This window comes from Psychrobacter aestuarii, assembly GCF_904846035.1.
Classification (GTDB): Bacteria; Pseudomonadota; Gammaproteobacteria; order Pseudomonadales; family Moraxellaceae; genus Psychrobacter; species Psychrobacter aestuarii.
In genome coordinates, this window is the sequence record NZ_CAJGYT010000001.1 from 2634518 (window position 1) to 2655259 (window position 20742).

Consider the following 20742-nt stretch of genomic DNA (forward strand, 5'->3'; position numbering starts at 1 on the left):
GAATTTACAGCAGCTGGCATCATCTAAGGCGTCAGCGCTGGCAGGTGAGTACAAAACGTAGCAGTTACATCAGCTAGGTAAAAACACTGTCTGTGCTGCCACTACAGGTCGCGCAGAGATTGTCATTCGTTGTCATCGGCGAAGTGGTCAGATAAGGGGTGGGTCTTTTTGCCCCTCCTTATCATCGTAATACTAATATATGGTCTAAAATAGGACATAGCTATGTGTGGAGTCGTTGGGGTTGCAGCTCATGAGCCAGTCAACCAAATTCTTTATGATGCCTTAACCATGTTGCAGCACCGCGGTCAAGATGCGGCAGGCATTGTGACACTACAAGACGGTCGCTTGTATCTACGTAAAGAAAACGGCATGGTGCGTGATGTGTTTATGACTCGTCACATGCTGCGCTTGGTCGGTAAGTTTGGTATCGGTCACGTGCGTTATCCTACTGCGGGCACCTCAAGCAGTGCTGAAGCGCAGCCTTTTTATGTCAACTCACCGTATGGCATCACCTTGGCACACAATGGTAACTTGACCAACGCTGAGAGCTTGGCAAAATCTTTGTACCAAGAAGACCGCCGTCACCTAAACACCGATTCTGATTCAGAAGTTTTGCTTAACGTGCTGGCGCATGAAATGCAAAACCTGAACAAAACTGACCCAAGCGCGAGTGATATTTTCAAAGCCGTTTCCGCGGTATATCAGCGTGTCGAAGGTGCTTATGGCGTGGTCGCACTGATTACAGGTCATGGCTTGCTGGCGTTCCGTGACCCAAATGGCATCCGCCCGCTGATTTTTGGCAAGCGCATGTCCGAAAATGGTGGCACTGAATACATGGTCGCCTCAGAGTCGGTCGCCTTGACAGGTTCTGGCTTTAGCATCGTCCGTGATGTGAAGCCTGGTGAAGCCATCTTTATTGATCTTAACCACAACTTACATACCCATCAGTGTGTGGAAGGCAAAGAATACACGCCATGTATCTTTGAATATGTGTACTTTGCGCGTCCAGACTCTATCATTGATAACATCTCTGTGTACAAAGCGCGCCTGCGTATGGGTGAGACGTTGGCACAAAAGATTTTGCGCGAATGGGGCGAAGAGCACGATATCGACGTGGTCATCCCGATTCCAGACACCTCGCGTACCTCAGCGATGGAGTTGGCGCTAAAGATGAACGTTAAGTACCGTGAAGGGTTTATGAAAAACCGCTATATCGGTCGTACCTTTATCATGCCAGGTCAGCAGCAGCGCAAAAAATCGGTACGCCAAAAGCTCAGCGCTGTACCGTTGGAATTTAAAGGCAAAAACGTGCTGCTCGTCGATGACTCTATCGTGCGCGGCACCACCTGCCATGAAATCATCCAAATGGCACGCGATGCGGGCGCGAAAAAGGTATTTTTCGCCAGCGCGTCACCACCAGTAAAATATCCAAACGTCTATGGCATCGATATGCCAGCGCGTACTGAGCTGATTGCCTCAGGTCACAGCGTTGAAGAAGTGCGCGAAATCATCGGCGCAGACCGCTTGATTTTCCAAGACTTGGACGATTTGATTGATGCGGTTAAAGACACCAAGCACAGCCGCGTTGAAGGCTTTGATTGTGCGGTATTTAACGGCTGCTACATCACAGGTCAGATTAACCAAGCGTACTTGGACTATCTACAAGAGCGCCGTAGCGAAACTGCCAAAACGGGTAAAAAAGGCGTACAAGTCGTCGCCGACACCCCTGTAGATATGACGGGCGTTGACGAGTTTTAATCCGTTATCGTACTCATAATAAAAAAGCTGAATCCTAATGGGTTCAGCTTTTTTTATGAAGGTTAACCAACCTTTTATAACATATTGGCAAACAGCCAAATAAAGCCATTTATCGCCGCGATGCCTACGACCATGCTCACCAATAATTGACGACTGACATGATAAATCAGCAGTACCACAGCCAATGCGCAAACTTGCGCCAGTAATAATTGCGTGTCCGTATTGGTGGCATCGATATCCGATAAGGCAGGAACAGACAAACTGCCCAAGATGAGCAGTATCAAAACGGACAGCGGTAAGCTTTCGTTCAAGCGGTGCAGCCATGGTTTGTCCAGCCATGCCTTGGGCAATAACGCAGGCGTGGCGCGGGTCAAAAAGGTCACTGCTGCCATAGCGAGCGTGGCAATAATCAGATAGCTACTGCTCATGATGGTCTCCTTGTGCTGCCTTTGGTTGCCACATGCCGCGTAATAAAATCAGCAGCATACAGATACCAATCGCTAGCAGCAATACCCACTGCTCAGTGAGCGATGACGCAATGATAAACGCCATCGCCGCAATTATGATCGGAAAATAACGCTGAATACTCGCAAACTGCTCATACGCCAAAATCACAAACAAGCACAGCAGCGCAAAATCCAAATGCGGTATCAGCTCGCCCAATGCGCCGCCAATACTGCCACCGATGAGTGAAGCAACGATCCACCACATATGATTATAAAAACTGAGCGGCGTGATAAGCTGCTGGCGCTCGCTGTGCGGCAAGCTGGTCAATACCGAAAAGGTCTCATCAGTCAAGGCAAACAGGCAATATGTACGCGCAACACGCTGCGTCGGTAGCGCACGCATCAAAGGCATGGCATAAAAAATATGGCGCAAATTAATCGCCGCAATATTGGTCGCCATGCTGCCAATAGGCATGCCTGCTGTGAGCATCGGCAAACAGGCATACTGCGCCGCACCCGCATACAGTACCACGCTCAGCATCATGATTGCCCAAAGCGGAACGCCTGCCACTTGTGCCAGTACGCCAAAAGCAATACCTGCAGGCAAATAGCCCATCGCGACAGGCACGCTTTTTTTAAAGCCAGTCAGCCAGCGTTGCCTTGGTGAATAGGTGACAGAGGAGGCGCAAGCGGTCACGGAAATCTCCTTAGGGATAGCGTATTATTTGATAAAGGAAGAAATGAATATACAAACCACGATACAAACAAAGAGTTTATTTTATCTAGTGTGTCAGCGTCATAACTACACGCAGAAATGGCTGTAAATCAATAAACATAAAGCTGCCAACCTATCGCGCAATCATGCTGACAGCGTTTTTTATACTCACCATTGTCTTAAAATATATATTGTATATACAAATATAAAATCACACAATCTATGCGCAAAAATGGCGACGTTTTACACGGTTAGGTGATAAAGAGGATTAAACTGCTGTCGTTGATGATACATTATCTGTACGGCGTTTTAGCCATAAAAAGACAGCCAAAATAAGCAGACGCAGCAGCAATAATGCCCAAACGCTGAGCCAAATACCGACTACCGAAAATTGCTGATACAGCCAAAAGCTCAGCGGAAAAAATAATCCCGCAAGAATAATCGCCGCATAGCGAATCAAGCGTCCTGCGGTCAAACCAAAGAAAATCCCATCTAGCCAGTACGCACCAACCCCGACCAAAGGCAGCAGCACCGCATAATGCTGATACTGCCGCGCAAGGGCAAGCACATCGGTAATGTCGGTCATTGCGTTGAGATAATGGGGCATCAGCAGCCACCACAGCAGGCTAAGCGCTGCTGCGAGCACATAACTGACCAAGCCTGTCCGCGCCACCACCTGATAGAACTGCCGCCAGTTGCGCCGCCCATAGGCTTGCCCGCTTAGGGTCTCTGCAGATACCGCCACACCGTCTAAAGCAAATGCCGAGATGCTGAGCACTTGCAGCAAAATGGCATTGGCTGCCAAGACCAAATCACCACTTTGGGCAGATAGGCGAGTAATCCAAGCAAAGCTCACTGTTAGGATAAGCGTGCGGATAAAGATGTCTTTATTGAGCGAAAATAGCCTAAGCATTTTTTCACGAGTAAAATCATTGCCATTCAGTGTGAGTAGGGCACGTGCATTAATAGTTAAGTGACGCTGACTGAGCCACAACGCAAGCCCAATACCCAACCAGAACGCCAGCACCGTACCGAGCGCAACACCTACCAAACCCATATCCAGCACGTAGACAAAAAACAGCGTCGCCAAAATATTGATAACTGCAATAAAGCTTTGCTGGTACAGCATATAGCGAGTTTTGCCTTGCCCTGCAAACCAGCCCAAAAAGGCATAGTTCATCAGCTCAGCGGTCACGCTCCAAAAACGCACATCCAAATAGGTTTTTGCCGCCGCGCCACTATCAGTATTGGCAGAGAGCAGCTGGAGACCGATATCAATAATCCATGGCTTGAGTACCAGCAGTATAACGCCAATCACTATGGCCAGTACCAACGCGCGCTGTAGGATAGAGAGTAGCGGCGCAGGGTCAATGGTAGCGGTGTGCGCTTGTCTGCCCAGCGCTTGCGCGGAGAGTCCTGAAGAGGCATATTGCAAAAAATTAAAGCTCACCAAGGCTAAGGAGAACAGCTGAATCGCCAAGCCCATGCCCGCCAATTTTGCCGCTTCTGGCATATTGCCCACAATCGCAGTGTCGATGACGCTTTGCATTGGAATGGCAAGATTGGCAAATATCACAGGAACGGCAATCGCCAGAATGCGTCGATAGCTGATATCAAAGGCAGTGGAGGTGACAGCAGACATGGCGCGTGACCTTGAACAAAAAGAGGGTATCAGTGATGAACAACGATGGCAAACGGCAGCGATATATCGCCGCCATCGCGTCCGCCACCAAAAAGCAAAGCACCTAGTGATTAGGTGCTTTGCGTAATATATCATGAAAAGAGCAGACAATTATCAGTCATACATCTTTGGGTCATTAAAATTGATAATTTCTTCTTCAAACTCAGGTTTTACCTTGACCACGAAGTCATCGCGTGACAAGCCCATACGCAGTGGAATCGAGCTTGCGATATAGACCGAAGAGTAGGTACCTGCCAGCAAACCAATGAACAACGCCACTGAGAACCAGTACAAACCATCACCGCCCAAGAACAGCATGGCTAAGACCACCAGCAGTACTGTAGATACGGTCATGATGGTACGGCGCAGCGTCTCGGTCAATGACAAGTCCAAAATCTGACGCGGACTGATACCACGCACGCGGCGGAAGTTCTCACGGATACGGTCATAGACCACGATGGTGTCGTTCAATGAATAACCAATCAAGGCGAGAATAGCGGCAAGTACGGTCAAATCAAACGGAAAGCCGAACAGCGCAAACACACCCAAAGTCACAATGGTATCGTGGAACAGTGCCACGACCGCACCGAGCGCCAGTTTGAACTGAAAGCGAAACGCCACGTAACCAAGCATACAAAGTAGCGCCAAGCCCAATGACATCACAGAGCTGAAATAGACCTCATTGCCCACCTGACTGCCGATAATATTGACGTTACTGATGGTGGCATTGTTGCTGGGCAAATCGAGCGCTTGGTCTAAAGACACGCTCAAGCCATCGACGTTGTCCGACTGCGGCGGCAGACGTACGAGCAGCTCATTACGTTTGCCCAAGTACTGTACGACCGCGTCTTCAAAACCGTCATTGGCAAGGGCGTCAACCACCGTATTTTGCTCAACAGGTTGCTCATAAGTGATGTCTGCTGAAACCCCACCTGTAAAGTCCAGACCAAGGTTTAGACCATTGACCGCAATCGCGATAATACTGCCAACAATGAGTAAAAAAGACACCAACGCCATGGGCTTTTCAATTTTCATAAACGGAATGAGACGCTGCTCACCGATGGCCTTGATACCGCCTTCGGCATTTGCTGCAGCCTCATCAGCACTATCAAACGTGTCTGCGGTGTTCGTATTGGCAACGGCACTGCGCTCAGCGGCGGCTAGGTTGGCATTGGCCGCTTGGTTGCTGCCTTTACCGTTACGGCGCGGCTTTTTACGGCGGCGGCGTGGCTCAGGCGCACCCTCAGCGGTCGTGCGCGTGTTGCCTTGCTCATTGGGGTTCTTTTGTTCAATCGCCATGTTTTTCTCCTAGCCGATGCTCAAACGTTTAATAGATTTGCGCTTACCATAAGCGATTTGTACCAGCGCGCGCGTGACCAAAATTGCTGTAAACAGCGAGCTGACGATACCGATGGCAAGGGTAATGGCAAATCCTTTGATTGGGCCGCTACCGATGGCAAACAGAATAAAGGCAACCAAAAGGGTGGTGATGTTGGCATCAAAAATACTGCTAAAGGCACGGTCAAAGCCTGCAACAATCGCCGACTTGGCACGCACGCCGTTGGCAATCTCCTCCCGTATGCGCTCAAAAATCAGCACGTTGGCATCGACCGCCATACCGATGGTCAGAACGATACCTGCGATACCAGGCAAGGTCAGTGACGAACCAATAATCGACATAATCGCTATCATCATCACAAGGTTCATACCCAAAGCGATGTTGGCAATCAAACCAAAGAGGCGATAGAAGATAATCATAAACGCAAAGACCAATAGGTAACCCACTTGCGTTGAAAACAGACCTTTATCGATGTTTTCTTGACCAAGCGATGGACCAATGGTGCGCTCTTCTACAAAGTACATGGGCGCTGCCAATGCACCTGAGCGTAGCAATAGCGCAAGCTCAGCGGCTTCTGCGCTGCTGTCGAGACCTGTGATACGGAATGATGCGCCAAGTACCGCTTGAATGTTCGCGCGGTTAATGACCTTGGTTTCGGCATATGGCGTACGTACTTCAGTCATCTCGCCAGTAGCAGGGTCTGTCTCATAGGTAATTTTTTGCTTGTTTTCAATAAACAATACCGCCATCTGCTGACCGACCGCCGTACGTGTGGCGTTTTGCATCAGCTTACCGCCAGCATTGTCCAAGGTGATGTTCACCTCAGGACGACCATTTTCATCGACGCTGGTTTGTGCGTTGGTGACTTTATCACCCGTCACAATCGCCTGACGCTCTAGCAGTACGGGCGGACCATCGAGGGTTTCAAACGGAAAGGCTTCGGTGCCTGCAGGTGGAATGCCACCTGTAAAGTTTTCGCTGCCGTCTGCCACCATACGAAACTCAAGGTTTGCGGTACGACCAAGAACACGTTTGGCTTCTGCGGTATCTTGTACCCCAGGCAGCTCGACCACAATACGGTTAGCGCCTTGTGACTGTACCAAGGCTTCGGCAACCCCAAGCTCACTGATACGATTACGCAGGGTGGTCAAGTTTTGGTTGACCGCATAGCTGTTAATCTCATCAATGGTCGCATCGTTGTATTGCAAGGCAAGGGCAGGGCCTTGGGCGTCGATGGTGGGCTGTAGATTAAAGCGGGTACCTATGGCTGACTGCAAGACGTTTTGGGCGCGACCACGAGCGTCAGTATCGGTGAAGTGCAACATGATGCCTTGCTTATCGGTTTTGATACCCGTCACCGCGATACGCTCAGTGCGCAGGCTACGGCGTACTTCACGGCTGTCATTGCTCAAGCGCTGCTCAAGTGCTTTGTCCATATCCACTTCTAATACAAAGCGTACTCCGCCGCGCAAATCCAGACCCAGCTTCATGGGACGTGCGCCGATATCGCGCAGCCACTGCGGGGTGGTTTGGGCAAGGTTCAATGCCACCACATAATCTTCGCCTAAGTTTTGGCGCAGCACCTCTTGTGCTTTTAGCTGAGAGACGGCGTTGTCTAGACGTACCAGCGCGCTGTTGTCTTCAAACGTACCGTCGTGATAGCTGACGCCCGCTTCTTGTAACAGACGCTCAGACTCATCCAAGATGCCCTCAGACAGCTGCGTACCCGCGGCGGCACTGGTAATCTGTACCGCAGGCTCATCAGGGTAGAGGTTCGGGGCTGCATAAAGACCGGCAATGATAAGCACGACGGCAATGAGTAGGTATTTCCAAGTGGAGTATTGCATAATCACTTCTTAAAATTGATAAATACTGGTCACACACCCAACCAATACCCAAAAGCTACAGCACGCGCGGCGCTGCACATCACTTGCAAGGGAGGTTGAGCATCGAACCAGTCGGTCAAAACACGACAAGCAGATATGAAGGTAGCAAAAAGATTGCCAAGTCTATCATCAGCCATGACAAGGTGATGTGGTTGATGATGAGCAGATACTGCGTCGTGGACTAAGAGCAAAAAATGACCGCATACCATAAGCGGTCATTTGATGTCAGCGAGATGGTATCACGTCAGTGATTATACGCTTTCAATGGTGCCTGCTGGCAATACTGAAATGACAGAACCACGTTGTACTTTAATCTCGTTGTTACGGTTTAGGCTGATGACCGCATAGTCGCCTTCAAGCTTTTCGATGCGGCCCATCAAGCCCCCTGCAAAAATCACTTCGCTACCCACTTTTAGTGAATCGACCATCGCGCGGTGCTCTTTGGCACGCTTAGACTGTGGACGAATGACCAAAAAGTAAAAAATGGCAAAAAAGGCAACAGGCAATAAAATAGAGCTCAGCATGGAGCTGGCAGTGTTTGGCTCTGCGGCATGGGCGGCTTGAATAAAAAAGCTCATAATTTCTCTCGGTAAGTGACAGATATAAATAAAATTAGACGCATAGTAACAAAAAATACCAAGCTTGGTAACTGTTAATACGAAGCGAGACGCATTTTATATGACAAAAGTAATCTGATGGGGTACGTCATATAAAAAGGCAAAGACCAAGGTCAGATGCCAGCGGGTAGCGGTATTGGGTGCAGGTTACAAAGGCGTTATCAGGTATTGTTTGGTATGCGAGTAATTGGGTCATCTTCGATGTGAATGATACCTTGAAAAACCTGGTAAGAACCATAACTGGACATGACGCAAGCGTTATCGTTTTGTTTATTCTTAGGGTGATTGTACAATCGAAATATCAGTGCTACTATCAAACGACTATAATAGCCACCATGTTTAATTTTCTTTAATTTTCTTTTCACTTCATTCGATTAGGTTATCTCACTTGTTGACCACTTTGTTTTCTGTATCTTCTGTTCAGCGCACCAGCGCCTATTGTGAGGAGGCAGCATCAGAGCCTCCGCCGGCACCACGACGCATAGCACCTTTTGGTTATCGTCAGTTTGTGTTGTCAGCGCTTGGCGTTGTAACCGCATTATTACCTTATCCTGCCCTCGCTGTTGGTGCAGGTTCAGCCACTGCAGAGATTGCCGCTGAGCCCACCGCGGTCAATGTGCTGCTACTGCTACTGTTTGTCTTTGTTGCTATTGGCATCTCCTTTATATGTTCGTTGGCGGAGGCTGCGTTATTGACTATGACGCCCTCGTATATCGCTGATGTCGAAGAGACGAGTCCTAAAAAAGCAAACATGCTCAGACGCTTGAAAGTTGACAATATCGATCAGTCCTTGGCGGCGATTTTGACCCTAAACACCGTCGCGCATACATTAGGCTCTATTGGAGCAGGTGCGCAGGCGACGATTGTCTTTGGTAGCGCTTGGTTTGGTCTGTTCTCAGCGCTCATGACGCTGGCGATTTTGTTCTTATCAGAGATTATTCCCAAAACACTGGGCACCATATATTGGCGTCAGTTAAGTGGTGTGGTGGCGTATTTTGTTCGCGGTATTATTTTACTGCTGTATCCACTCATTTGGATATCAGAGCGCCTGACCAAACTGCTGGTACGCGGTAAAGAGCACCAGACCTTTAGCCGCCGTGAGTTTGCCGCACTTGCCAGTATTGGTGAGGAGTCAGGACAAATCGACCCGCTGGAGTCGCGCATCATCCGTAACCTATTGGCGTTTGGTGCCATGAAAGTTGAGGACATCATGACCCCGCGCTCAGTGATGCTCGCTTTTGAACAACAAAAAACGGTCGCTGAACTGCTTGTAGACCGACCCAAGCTGACCTTTTCACGTCTGCCGATTTATGATGGTGATTTGGATAACATCACAGGGTTTGTCTTAAAAACCGACATGCTGCTTGCCAAAGCCAACCATGGTATGCATAAGCCATTGACCCAATTTCAGCGTGAGATTAGCTTTGTTTTTTCGAAGATGAAGCTGTTCGATTTGCTCGATTTGATGCTCAAAAACCGCATTCATATTGCCATCACGGTCGGCGAGTATGGCGAAGTCAAAGGTTTGGTCACGCTAGAAGATGTGTTTGAGACCTTGCTTGGGCTTGAGATTGTCGATGAGATTGACCGCGTAGAGGATATGCAGGCGCTGGCAAGACAGCTGATGGACAAGCGGGTTGAGCGCTTAGGTATGCGCCTTGCAGATGATGAGTCTGCAGTCGAGCAAAAATGACACAGGGTGTTACATGGCTGTGATGATTTAATGATAGGCTAAACAATATGGCTATTGTCTATCCACACAGGCAAAACACCGCTGCCACACTAGGATTAAGGATAATTATGAAACGTATGTTCGGTAAAGGGTTGTTGGCATTGGCGCTCAAAGGCGCAGGCGTGGTCACCGTGGCTGCTGCTGTCAGTGCTATTGCGATGTCTGCTCAAGCCGCAACCATGACAGAAGGCTTGGTAGAAAACTACGCGTCGGCTATGAAAACGGCGGCAAACAGCCAAGACATCAACCGTGTGGCGAATCTGGTATCCGATGAAGCGCTGATTTCGCTGTCTCGTCGCGGCAAATCAACGAGCCTTGATAAAGACGGCTATCTTAACTTGCTACAAAGCAGCTGGAACCAGACGTCCAACTACCAATATGACATCCAAGTCGAAGATGTGGTCACCTCAGGCACGCAAGCCAAAGCCAACGTACGCACTGTAGAAAGCTGGGTAAAAGATGGCAAACAAGTCACCTTTGTCACAAGCTCGCGTGTGACGTTGACCGTCTCTACTGGCAATGCTGTGCTGCTGCGCGCCGTCTCTCAGGTCACTATCAATTAAAAGTTATTCACTGTTTATTTAAGACACCACCGTCAATTCAATCAATAACGGTGGTTTTTATTATGTAGAATAGATTATACTTTTTTTGTTTAATTTTACTTACTTATCGCTGTTAGGAAGTCGTCGTTATCATGTCTACTGTGTCATCCTCTTCTCGCTCTTTTATCGCGCTGCCTTTGACGCTTGCGGTTTCTACATTGCTTATTAGTGCGTGTAGCAACACAACAGCAGTAAAAAATACCAGCGTGAACAACCGCACCCCTGTGGTTAATAAGCGACCTGCGCAAAATACTGCCCAGCGTCCACAAAACACTACCGATGAAGGCTACTCGACCGCCTATCTTGACGAAGAAAGTCTCGATGAGCTCGCCGACTTGCTCGAAGCGACCGACATGACGATGGTAGAGGACAACAAGCTTGCCATTCAGCAATACGGCGACTTGTGGAATCGCTTGCGCGCAGGCTATCGTATGAATGGCGGCAAACACGGCTACAACCAGCGTATCGAAGCACAAAAGAACTGGTTTATTACCCGTCAAGACTACTTAAACCGTCTAACGGCGCGTGCCAGTCGTTATATTTACCATACCGTCCGTGAAGCCGAGCGCCGCAACATTCCTACCGAGCTTGCGCTACTGCCTGTGATTGAAAGCTCGTATGATCCAAGTGGTACCAGTACGGCTGCTGCCGCAGGTTTGTGGCAGTTTATCCCCAGTACAGGTCGTATCTATGGTCTGAACCAAAGCAGCAGCTATGATGGTCGCCGTGACGTGATTGAGTCGACGCGCGCCGCCTATGACTTTTTGACCGCGCTGTACAACCAGTTCGGCAGTTGGGAGCTGGCATTGGCGGCTTATAACGCAGGTCCAGGTCGCGTGCAAAAAGCCATTGATGCCAACCGAGCAAATGGTCTGCCAACCGATTATTGGTCACTAAGACTGCCAACTGAAACCATGAACTATGTACCGCGTTTCTTAGCGGTGGCAGATATCGTCAGTAAACCTGATCAATATGGCGTGTATTTCCCAGCGATTGCCAACCGTCAGCATTTTCGCAGTGTGCCCGTCAATTATGGCGTCAGTCTCGCTGAAGTCTCACAAATCACAGGCGTGAGCTACGATGAGCTGCAAAAGCTAAATACCGCGCTGATATCAGGGCGTGTCGATTCTGCAGGTCCGCAGCGCGTTATCGTACCGAACGATGTCAGTCTAAACGCCGATGCCAAGCTCAGTATGCTGCGCGGTAATGGCACGAGCAATGTCCTAGCGGCTGCCGCAAACACGCCAGCACCAACCACACCAAGCAGTAGCAGTAGCCCAAGTTATAACAACAAGCCTTACACAGGCGGGTCATTGCCAACGACAGGTGCAGGTCTTGCCGATTATGCGGCGAGCGCGAGCGTACCGCAGCAGACCACCAGTTATATCTCGCCCTCTGCCAACCCAAGCAGCAGCTCAGTGTATAGCAACAACGCCCCGCGTTATAGCGAGCCACCAATTAGCAGCAAAGAAACCAGTCGTATCAATGCGGAGCTAAAAGACAGCAACAGCTTGCCAACGACCTCAGCGCAAATCACGCAAAACAACACCATCGTGCAAGAGCCTGCGCTCAGTAAAGCCGAGCGTGACTTTATCGCGCGGCAAATCCAAGCGCAAACGCGTGAAGACGATGTGGTCAGCTCAGTGGATGGTAACATCAAGCTCTCAGCAATTCAGACGCAGCAATCTATCCTAGAAGCCAGCGGCAAAGAGAAAAAACTCAGCTTTGCGACCAGCAACAATACTGCCAAGCCAAAACCACAAGGCACGCGCAGCACTTATACCGTCATGCGCGGTGATACCTTGTCCAACATTGCCAGCCGTGCTGGAGTCAGCTGGCGCGACATCGCTGAATGGAACCAGATTGACCCTTCGGCAAGTCTGTTTGCAGGCGCGACCTTGTATCTGTACAACGCCAAGCCGATTGAGCCGCTTACGAGCAGTACAAGCAGCAGCACATCGAGTAACAGTAGCCAATCCAGTAGCAATCAATCCAGCAGCCGTAAGCCTGAAAGCTATACCGTACAATCGGGCGATACGCTTATCGGTACAGCAAGCCGTTTTGGACTGTCGGTATCGCAGCTTGCGAGCTACAACAACCTAAGTACCCAAGCCTCACTGCTGCGTGGACAGAAGCTGTGGCTGATACCTGGCAAAGTGGCAACGCCTGCGCGTAGCAGCACGTCTACAAATACCAGTAGCAGCTCAAGCAGCAGCGCCGCACGTACGCAAAACTATAAGGTTCAAGCAGGTGACGGTCTGATTGCACTCGCGCGTCAGTTTAATATGTCATCAGCCGCGCTTGCGGACATGAACGGCATCAGCGCCACAGACAATCTGTATGTTGGGCAAACGCTAAAAATCCCAGCCAGTGTTGATGTCAATGCCGCGAGCAAGTCGAGCAGCAGCTCAAGTAGTGCAAGCAGCACACGTAGCACTTCAAGCACCAGTTCATCAAGCAGCTCACGCACACCGACCAGTACCTATACAGTAAAATCAGGCGATACGCTCATCGGTATTGCCAATGAGCTGGGCGTCAGTGCAGCAGACATCGCAGCGGTGAACAGCAGCTTTGATGCCAACGCGCGTCTGCAACGTGGACAGCGTATCAATGTTCCTGTAGCACAAGCGAAAGTGGACTTGAAACTGAACGACAAGCCTGTCAGCTACAAGGTACAATCGGGCGACAGCTTGACCAGTGTCGCGCGCCGTTACAACATCGGCATTAGTGACTTGGCGGCAGCAAATGGTCTGAGCACCACATCGAACCTTATCTTAGGACGCAGCATCACCATTCCTGCTGGCGGCAGCGCACCTGCGGCAAGTAGCAGTGCATCCAGCAGCAGCTCAAGTGCTAAAGCTTCAACCAGCAGCGCACCAGCAGCAAGCAGCAGCAGTGGTAAAAAACTGGGCAATACGGAGCGCTACAAAGTCCAGTCGGGCGATGGTCTGATTGTTCTTGCCCGCCGCGCAGGGGTATCGGTTGAGGACTTGGCAGCGACCAACAACCTCGCCACCAACGCACAGCTACAAGTCGGACAAGTGATTCAGATTCCAAAGGCGACGGTCACTTACACCGTCGGCTCTGGTGATAGCTTGATTGGTCTGGCGCGCAAATACGGTATCTCGACCCAAGCGCTGGCGGATATGAACAACATCCCAGCCGATACCATGCTCCAGCGCGGTCAGCGTCTGACCGTACCAAACCGCTAATCGCAATAATATAAATTAAGCACAAAAAAACGGCATCTAAGTATGCCGTTTTTTTATAGTTATTTTTTGATTGAGGTTTTCGACAACTTAGCCTTTAAAGGTCAACCAATAGCGCCCTGTCATTATGCCACCTTATGCGATTTGCGTTTTGATGGCTTCAAGATAGCTGCGAATATTGCTCACATAATGCATGCACTGGGTATAGCGACTGTTCAGCGCTTGGTTTTTATCGAGATACGCATAGACATTGTGCCAGCTGTTGCTGTCGATGCCCGCAGCGGTCAGCTTGTCTTGGATGCCTTTGACGGCATTGGGACCCATGTTGTAGGCGGCAAGGGCAAACCACAGACGATCGCCCGTCGGTACATCAGCAAATTCTGCTTTCATTTTTTCTAAATATTTTGCGCCGCCTGTGATGCTCTGAACCGGGTCAATACGGTTGGCAATGCCCATGGCTTTAGCAGTGGCATTGGTCAGCATCATCAGCCCGCGCACGCCCGTTGGCGATACGGCATTGGCATTGAGGTGCGATTCTTGATAGCCCATCGCGACCAAGACTTCCCAGTCATGATTGTACTCGCGCGCTTCTTTTTGAAAAAACGCCTGATAATCGGGCAGTTTTTCGCTCAACGTGTCCTTAAAGTGCTGCTGGCTATAAGCGTCTTTTAACAGCTTGCGGTTATAAAAGGTCGCCAGCTGCTGAGTATTGTCCAGCTTGATGTTATCACACAAAAAGTAGCTCGCCTTTTTTGACAATGGGTCGCTTGACTGGCGAAAGCTCCAGCTGACTTTTGGGTGCAGCCCGTTGTCGGTTAGACTGGTATCGTAGCCACAGCTTAGATTGACCGATGCCAGCTCCAGCTGGTTGTTCAGCTGAGTACTGGCGGTGGTCAGCGCCATGTCCGCTTGTCCTGATTTAAGCGCGCGCAGGGCGGCCTCATCGGTGGCATAGCCTTTTAGGTGCACAGCAACACCCAGCTCATCGGCATACTGGCGCACCAAATCATAGCCAAAGCCGTGCTGAAAGCCATCGGTTGCAAAAAACGTGCTGTCACCAGGAACAGCGGCGATGGTCAAGGTTTTTTTGCTCATCACTTGCTGATAGCTGGGTGCTTCGGTATTGAGCGCGGGCGCACTTTGCGCGGGCAAGGATAATAGTGCAATTCCCGACGCCTGAAGCCAGCGTTTGGTCATCTGATACATGGTCTGCTGCATGATGAATCTCCTAACTGTGGTCACTAAGCCTACCGTGCATGGCAGTGAGCGTTGCTACTGCATGCATATATAATGCCAAGTCAAGCAAGGCGGCACTGTGTGCTGTGGCGGTAGGGTCATGAAAACGCAATTGGACAAAATGCCAGCACATACGTTTATGGGTCATGGGGTGTGATTGTCCGCGCCGAGGACTTGGTCAAAATGTGGCGCGCTCAGGCAGTGATGCCGTAATCGTTACACGGGGCATAGGGGTTGGGTAGCATGTCCCTTTGTCCCTATGGCAGTCGTGGTTTCCCATATTTTTCATGACAAATAAATTTCATAACAAAATAATGTGGTAGCCATAAGATAGGGGCGCATGAGCTTTATTCAAGTTATTGTCATACTCTGGTAAGATGCGGTAACATTTAGATGTTAAGTATTTGAAATTGCGATATTTTTTCGATGAGCCAAGTATCTTTTGCTGGGCGCGATGATAGCACAGCCATATCACGCCCATGTCTCTATATTCTTTATAAGTACATGTATCGTGTGAGTTAGGTATATCCCTCAGCAATCTAAGCAGGATTGTCAATATCAATAAAGGTCACAGGCAAGTTAAATTCTGCCTTTAGATGTTCGCCTAATGCTTCGATACCGCCGCGCTCGGTCGCGTGGTGTCCTGCAGCAAAATAATGAATGCCCAGCTCGCGCGCGCTATGTGTGGTGCGCTCGGAGATTTCTCCTGAAATATAAGCGTCGCAGCCCATCTCTGCCGCTTGCTCAATCATATCTTGCGCGCCGCCCGTACACAGCCCCACGCGGCGAATCAAACCGTCATCATTAGGCAATTCGGCCGCGATGTGTAGCGGTGTACGTCCGAGCGCAGTCGCAATCTTGGTTGCCAGTGCCTCTGCCGTTTGCGGCGCGCAGGTCGCAATATTGCCGACAGGGTGCAACTCGTGAGGATAGAGTCCGCCTGTTATTTCTAAATCCAGCAGCTCGGCTAAAATGGCATTGTTGCCTATCTTTGGGTGCGCATCGAGTGGCAAGTGATAGGTGATGAGCGAGATACCATGTGTCAATAATTTACGGATGCGCGTGCCTTTCATGCCTGTCAGCGGGGCAGGCTCGCCTTTCCAAAAATAACCGTGATGCACCAAAATGGCATCGGCATTATCGGCAATCGCCGCATCAATCAGGGCCTCGCACGCGGTCACGCCTGTGACGATACGGCGAATCGGCTGCCCGCCATCGACTTGTAAGCCATTTGGGCAATAGTCCTTGAAGTCATGCGCTGATAGGTAGTCATCGCAATAAGCGGTCAACTGCTGGGCGCTGATGCCATCATTGGGCGTACTTGAGGTATCGCTTTGGGTACTCATAAAAATTCCTTATATCAGTATCGTTAACGCGGTCTTAACGTGCGCGCGGTTATGCTTATATTTTGGTGATTGTATGCTCGTTAAAGGGGTGTACTGCGCCAATCACAGCACAAATAAAAAATGGCATCAGCCCTTATCATTTGGGCGCTGCGTAAAGGTCTTATCTTACCATAAGCAGCAAAAAGCCCGATAACTTCACTAACTGAATAAATACACGATACGTTACTATTTATAAGGTGTGACCGTTATAATTTGAAAACCAAAAGCGCTTTACTTGCTTAATTTTGTGCCGTCTATTTCATTTATGTGTCGAGGTTTTTTTGTATGTCCACCCCCAATAACAATCGTAATACCCCGTTTTTCCGTTGGCTGCCTTGGGCGCTACTTGCCGCTGCGGTTGTGGTCGCGATTTGGTTATTTATCAGTACAAAAGGTGCCTCAGAGACAACGTGGCAACCGCCAAGGACACCTGAATCCGAAAAACTCACGCCGCCGCCTGTGAGCAGCACCGCGCCTGCGGTCAGCTCGTATCACGATGCGGTGGCACGTGCGGCGCAATCGGTGGTCAATATCTACACCACCCAAAGCATGGCTGAAAACCCATACATGAATGACCCTGTGCTGCGCCGATTCTTTGAATATCACAATGGCGTGCCCAGCGACCAAGGCGAAACCAACTTAGGCTCAGGCGTCATCGTGTCCGATGATGGCTATATCGTCACCAACGCGCACGTGGTCGAAAAGGCGGATGAAATCATCGTCGGTTTTAATGATGGGCGTAAAAGCCGCGCAACGGTGGTCGGTGTTGACCCTGACAGTGACCTTGCGGTAATCAAAGTCGATATGAAAGGACTGACGCCGCTTGCATTCCGCGAGTCGCCGATTCAGGTCGGTGATGTGGCGCTAGCGATTGGTAACCCCTTTGGGGTTGGACAGACCGTGACCCAAGGCATCATCTCAGCGACAGGGCGCACGGGTCTTGGCGTCAATAAGTTTGAAGACTTCATCCAGACCGATGCGGCGATTAACCCTGGTAACTCAGGCGGCGCGCTCGTCGATGCCAGTGGCGAGCTGGTCGGCATCAATACCGTGATTTTCTCTAAGTCGGGCGGCTCTATGGGCATTGGCTTTGCCATTCCGACAGCGCTCGTTGAGCAGGTGATGACCGCACTGATTAAAGACGGTCGCGTCAGTCGTGGTTGGCTCGGCATCGAGATTCAATCCCAGCTGCGTGACCCAACGCAATTAGAGACCTCAACGGGCGTCGAAGTGCTCAATGTCGTGCCCAATGGTCCAGCGGCGAAAAGTGGTCTAAAAGTAGGCGATATTATCCTAAGTATCGACGGCGTTGAGATGACCGATGCCAATACCTTGGTACAATATGTGGCACGAAAACCACTCAATACCAAGCTCAATGCCCAAGTATTGCGCGGCGGCAAAACGGTACAGGTAGAAATCACCCTGACCGCACGTCCACAACAAGAAGAAATCCCCGCGCAGCCTGCGGCATTTGAGGGTGACTTTAACAATGAAATGGGCGCGCAAGATGAAATCCGAGAAGCGCCCACCATGTCAGATGAAGAGCGTCTGCGCCTGCGCGAGGAGCTGCTCCAGCTGTTTGAACAAAATGGCATGGCGCAGCCACAACAACAGCCCACACAGTAAAGGCGGCGTATGGGTTACACTCGAGGCATAAGACCCGACTGAATCTATAAACAATCCATAAAAAAGCGCCCGTTAATGACAGCGGGCGCTTTTTTAGGTCGTTATTTTTTAATCACTATCCATTGATTCGCTAACACGCTTACTCAATAATCAATTCTTCATTGATATGAATCACGCCTTGGACGCGGCAGCAGCAGGGCAGTATCTCGTCTTCATCAATCATCGCCAGCGGGTGAATAAAATACTCAATCGGCTGCGAATGCGCCAGCTTTTGCACGCGGCAGCTGCCACAGTAGCCCTCACGGCATTGGTAGTTGATGTCGTGCCCAGTACGCAGCAAGCCGTCTAGCAAGGTCTCGCTATCGTGCAGATAAAAGCGCTGTTTGCTGGTCACTACCCATGTCATGACGACATACCTCCTGATGTTAATGGTGCTTTAGATAAATAGTAGCGCGCGTGGATGACAAAAGGATGTCATCTACGCGCGTGGTTTGGGTTACAGCTCAAAGTCGTCAAAGTCACTGTTGGACAAGTCAGAATCAATCTGTCCGACCAAGTACGAGCTGATTTCGGTCTCTTGCGGCGCAACCTGCACATTGTCAGACGACAGCCATGTATTAATCCACGGAATCGGGTTGGATTTTGAATGCGGGAACGCCGCTGGCAAGCCCACCGCTTCCATACGCAAGTTGGTGATGTACTCCACATACTGACACAAGATGTCTTTGTTCAGACCAATCATTGAGCCGTCTTTAAACAAGTAGCCCGCCCAGTCTTTTTCTTGCTCGGCGGCCTTGCGGAAAATCTCGATGCTCTCTTCACGGCACGCCTCGGCAATCTCTGCCATCTCAGGATCGTCCTTGCCATGACGCATGAGGTTAATCATGTGCTGCGAGCCTGTCAGATGCAGCGCCTCATCACGGGCAATCAGCTTGATAATCTTGGCATTGCCTTCCATCAGCTTGCGCTCGGCAAAGGCAAACGAGCAGGCGAACGACACATAAAAACGAATCGCCTCTAGCACATTGACCGCCATGATGCACAGATACAGCTGCTTTTTGAGACTGCGCAAGTCAACGGTGATTTGCTCGCCATTGACCGTATGCGTGCCCGCGCCATATAGGCTGTATAGCTGACTGTTGCGGTACAGCTCATCGTAGTAGTGGGCGATGTCCGAGGCGCGCTCTAGGATATTGTCATTCGCCATAATGTCGTCAAACACCACGCTTGGGTCATTGACAATATTGCGGATGATGTGCGTATAGCTGCGCGAATGGATGGTCTCAGAAAACGACCATGTCTCAATCCACGTCTCTAGCTCAGGGATAGACACCAGCGGCAACAGCACCACGTTTGGGCTGCGACCTTGAATCGAGTCGAGCAAGGTCTGGTACTTAAGGTTGCTCAAAAAGATGTGCTGCTCGTGCGAAGACAAGTTACCAAAGTCAATACGGTCGCGCGACACATCGACCTCTTCGGGACGCCAAAAAAAGCTGAGCTGCTTTTCAATCAGCTGCTCAAAGATGGGGTGCTTTTGCTGGTCGTAGCGCGCCACATTGACGGGCTGACCGAAGAACATCGGCTCGCTCAAAGCATTGTTTGGGGTTTGACAAAAGATTGAGTAAGTCATGGCATTGCCTTTTTGGGTTTTCGGTGTTGGTCTGTGTGTAAGGGTTTTTTAGCTTCAACTAGTCTTGTAAGCAAAAGACTTTTTCAAATGAGATTGTGTTATCAGAAATAATCTCAAGTACAGCTTTTATTAAACATGCGCTAGAAAATTGCTTAATGATTATTGTATAAGGTGCCCAAAAGTAGTTATTAAATACGTCTATGCTGGTATCTGCATTCAAAGCGATAACACTGTCTAGTGAAAATGCCGTACAAGCGTAATGATTACCTTGGTACGCCACAAAAAAATCTAAATTTTCATCTTGTTTAGATTTCACTTCAAACGAATGATGTGTATAAATATGGACGTCATTATCATGATACAAAGTATTAAACATAGGGATGTTCTCTATCTGCGCTGACATTCAAAATATGGCAAGTTTAAAGCAGACTACATAGGACTACAAATTATCTAACGCTATCTGCGCCGAGCCTTGACCATCATTGATATACGCCTTGAGCATTTCGCTCAGCTCGCTGTCGTCCAGTGCGTCCAGCTCACTGATGGCTCTATCACGCAGGGTGTCTGCGTCTGCCACCTCCGCCATCGGCGGGACTGCGGGCGCTTTTCTGGCGGTTTTTTTTACTGGCTTTTTGGCGGCTTTTACGCTGTCCTTTGGTGCGGCATCACTACCTAACTGCTGACGAACACTTGCCATATCAACGGTCACTTGAACGACATGGGTGCGGTCGTCGTCTAGGTCTGAAAATACATTGGGAATAAACAAGCCACCATCTTTGATGATTGCGGTATATTGCACACGACCTCCGTTGTTTTAGTTCTGTCTACTGCTGTGAGTATAATAGTGTGAATTTTACTTTATGCAGTATTTTTTCAATTC

Annotated in this window: 16 protein-coding genes; 5 read left to right on the forward strand and 11 right to left on the reverse strand. The window is 49.7% G+C overall.

All coding sequences use genetic code 11. The annotated features are described in order from the left end of the window. Window positions 1-222: 222 nt before the first annotated feature. Window positions 223-1758 (forward strand): amidophosphoribosyltransferase, encoded by a 1536-nt coding sequence (purF, locus tag JMW05_RS11275; protein ID WP_201505338.1) that lies wholly within the window; start codon window positions 223-225, stop codon window positions 1756-1758. A 74-nt stretch (window positions 1759-1832) separates the two neighbouring features. On the opposite strand, the gene JMW05_RS11280 is transcribed toward purF, so the two are convergent. The 6 genes from JMW05_RS11280 to yajC all read right to left on the reverse strand — a co-directional run bounded on the left by JMW05_RS11280 (window position 1833) and on the right by yajC (window position 8403). Then, complete coding sequence (locus JMW05_RS11280; RefSeq protein ID WP_201505339.1) at window positions 1833-2186, reverse strand: AzlD domain-containing protein; 354 nt, start codon at window positions 2184-2186, stop codon at window positions 1833-1835. Then, window positions 2176-2820, reverse strand: coding sequence for an AzlC family ABC transporter permease (locus JMW05_RS11285; protein ID WP_201505653.1), 645 nt, complete (start codon window positions 2818-2820; stop codon window positions 2176-2178). Before JMW05_RS11285 ends, JMW05_RS11280 begins: the two co-directional genes overlap by 11 nt. A gap of 367 nt (window positions 2821-3187) precedes the next feature. Then, window positions 3188-4561 (reverse strand): MATE family efflux transporter, encoded by a 1374-nt coding sequence (locus tag JMW05_RS11290; RefSeq protein ID WP_201505340.1) that lies wholly within the window; start codon window positions 4559-4561, stop codon window positions 3188-3190. 153 nt (window positions 4562-4714) lie between these two features. Then, window positions 4715-5899, reverse strand: coding sequence for a protein translocase subunit SecF (gene secF / locus JMW05_RS11295; protein WP_201505341.1), 1185 nt, complete (start codon window positions 5897-5899; stop codon window positions 4715-4717). A 9-nt stretch (window positions 5900-5908) separates the two neighbouring features. Continuing rightward, complete coding sequence (gene secD / locus JMW05_RS11300) at window positions 5909-7786, reverse strand: protein translocase subunit SecD (RefSeq protein WP_201505342.1); 1878 nt, start codon at window positions 7784-7786, stop codon at window positions 5909-5911. A 290-nt stretch (window positions 7787-8076) separates the two neighbouring features. Then, window positions 8077-8403 (reverse strand): preprotein translocase subunit YajC, encoded by a 327-nt coding sequence (gene yajC, locus JMW05_RS11305; RefSeq protein ID WP_201505343.1) that lies wholly within the window; start codon window positions 8401-8403, stop codon window positions 8077-8079. A gap of 547 nt (window positions 8404-8950) precedes the next feature. Between yajC and JMW05_RS11310 the strand changes: the two genes are divergently transcribed. The 3 genes from JMW05_RS11310 (at window position 8951) to JMW05_RS11320 (ending at window position 13988) form a co-directional block, all read left to right on the forward strand. Beyond that, entirely contained in the window at window positions 8951-10135 is a 1185-nt protein-coding gene (locus JMW05_RS11310) for a CNNM domain-containing protein (protein ID WP_227691521.1), read from the forward strand. 107 nt (window positions 10136-10242) lie between these two features. Next, a complete protein-coding gene (locus tag JMW05_RS11315) occupies window positions 10243-10737 on the forward strand; it encodes a hypothetical protein (RefSeq protein WP_201505344.1) in 495 nt (164 codons plus the stop codon). A 131-nt stretch (window positions 10738-10868) separates the two neighbouring features. Further along, on the forward strand, window positions 10869-13988 hold the full coding sequence (locus tag JMW05_RS11320; protein WP_201505345.1) for a LysM peptidoglycan-binding domain-containing protein: 3120 nt from the start codon (window positions 10869-10871) through the stop codon (window positions 13986-13988). Window positions 13989-14120: 132 nt separating this feature from the next. On the opposite strand, the gene JMW05_RS11325 is transcribed toward JMW05_RS11320, so the two are convergent. Together JMW05_RS11325 and JMW05_RS11330 are read right to left on the reverse strand one after the other, a co-directional pair. Beyond that, on the reverse strand, window positions 14121-15203 hold the full coding sequence (locus JMW05_RS11325) for an MltF family protein (protein ID WP_201505346.1): 1083 nt from the start codon (window positions 15201-15203) through the stop codon (window positions 14121-14123). Between the two features lie 557 nt (window positions 15204-15760). Next, the gene (locus JMW05_RS11330) at window positions 15761-16567 is read right to left on the reverse strand and encodes a Nif3-like dinuclear metal center hexameric protein (protein ID WP_201505347.1); all 807 of its coding nucleotides are present in this window, start codon (window positions 16565-16567) and stop codon (window positions 15761-15763) included. Between the two features lie 324 nt (window positions 16568-16891). Here JMW05_RS11330 and JMW05_RS11335 point away from each other — a divergent pair, with 324 nt between their 5' ends. After that, window positions 16892-18232, forward strand: coding sequence for a S1C family serine protease (locus JMW05_RS11335; protein WP_201505348.1), 1341 nt, complete (start codon window positions 16892-16894; stop codon window positions 18230-18232). Between the two features lie 139 nt (window positions 18233-18371). Here the strand turns inward: JMW05_RS11335 and yfaE are convergent, their stop codons facing one another. The 3 genes from yfaE to JMW05_RS11350 all read right to left on the reverse strand — a co-directional run bounded on the left by yfaE (window position 18372) and on the right by JMW05_RS11350 (window position 20661). Next, on the reverse strand, window positions 18372-18638 hold the full coding sequence (gene yfaE, locus JMW05_RS11340; RefSeq protein WP_201505349.1) for a class I ribonucleotide reductase maintenance protein YfaE: 267 nt from the start codon (window positions 18636-18638) through the stop codon (window positions 18372-18374). 90 nt (window positions 18639-18728) lie between these two features. After that, a complete protein-coding gene (gene nrdB, locus JMW05_RS11345; protein ID WP_201505350.1) occupies window positions 18729-19862 on the reverse strand; it encodes a class Ia ribonucleoside-diphosphate reductase subunit beta in 1134 nt (377 codons plus the stop codon). A gap of 439 nt (window positions 19863-20301) precedes the next feature. After that, window positions 20302-20661, reverse strand: a complete 360-nt coding sequence (locus JMW05_RS11350; protein WP_201505351.1) for a hypothetical protein — start codon at window positions 20659-20661, stop codon at window positions 20302-20304. Window positions 20662-20742 lie beyond the last annotated feature (81 nt).

What these genes read in the sequence shown, in the direction of transcription:
- purF (WP_201505338.1), top strand. Translation starts at nt 223, where the DNA reads ATGTGTGGAGTCGTTGGGGTTGCAGCTCATGAGCCAGTCAACCAAATT.
- JMW05_RS11280 (WP_201505339.1), bottom strand. Translation starts at nt 2,186, where the DNA reads ATGAGCAGTAGCTATCTGATTATTGCCACGCTCGCTATGGCAGCAGTG.
- JMW05_RS11285 (WP_201505653.1), bottom strand. Translation starts at nt 2,820, where the DNA reads ATGGGCTATTTGCCTGCAGGTATTGCTTTTGGCGTACTGGCACAAGTG.
- JMW05_RS11290 (WP_201505340.1), bottom strand. Translation starts at nt 4,561, where the DNA reads ATGTCTGCTGTCACCTCCACTGCCTTTGATATCAGCTATCGACGCATT.
- secF (WP_201505341.1), bottom strand. Translation starts at nt 5,899, where the DNA reads ATGGCGATTGAACAAAAGAACCCCAATGAGCAAGGCAACACGCGCACG.
- secD (WP_201505342.1), bottom strand. Translation starts at nt 7,786, where the DNA reads ATGCAATACTCCACTTGGAAATACCTACTCATTGCCGTCGTGCTTATC.
- yajC (WP_201505343.1), bottom strand. Translation starts at nt 8,403, where the DNA reads ATGAGCTTTTTTATTCAAGCCGCCCATGCCGCAGAGCCAAACACTGCC.
- JMW05_RS11315 (WP_201505344.1), top strand. Translation starts at nt 10,243, where the DNA reads ATGAAACGTATGTTCGGTAAAGGGTTGTTGGCATTGGCGCTCAAAGGC.
- JMW05_RS11320 (WP_201505345.1), top strand. Translation starts at nt 10,869, where the DNA reads ATGTCTACTGTGTCATCCTCTTCTCGCTCTTTTATCGCGCTGCCTTTG.
- JMW05_RS11325 (WP_201505346.1), bottom strand. Translation starts at nt 15,203, where the DNA reads ATGCAGCAGACCATGTATCAGATGACCAAACGCTGGCTTCAGGCGTCG.
- JMW05_RS11330 (WP_201505347.1), bottom strand. Translation starts at nt 16,567, where the DNA reads ATGAGTACCCAAAGCGATACCTCAAGTACGCCCAATGATGGCATCAGC.
- JMW05_RS11335 (WP_201505348.1), top strand. Translation starts at nt 16,892, where the DNA reads ATGTCCACCCCCAATAACAATCGTAATACCCCGTTTTTCCGTTGGCTG.
- yfaE (WP_201505349.1), bottom strand. Translation starts at nt 18,638, where the DNA reads ATGACATGGGTAGTGACCAGCAAACAGCGCTTTTATCTGCACGATAGC.
- nrdB (WP_201505350.1), bottom strand. Translation starts at nt 19,862, where the DNA reads ATGACTTACTCAATCTTTTGTCAAACCCCAAACAATGCTTTGAGCGAG.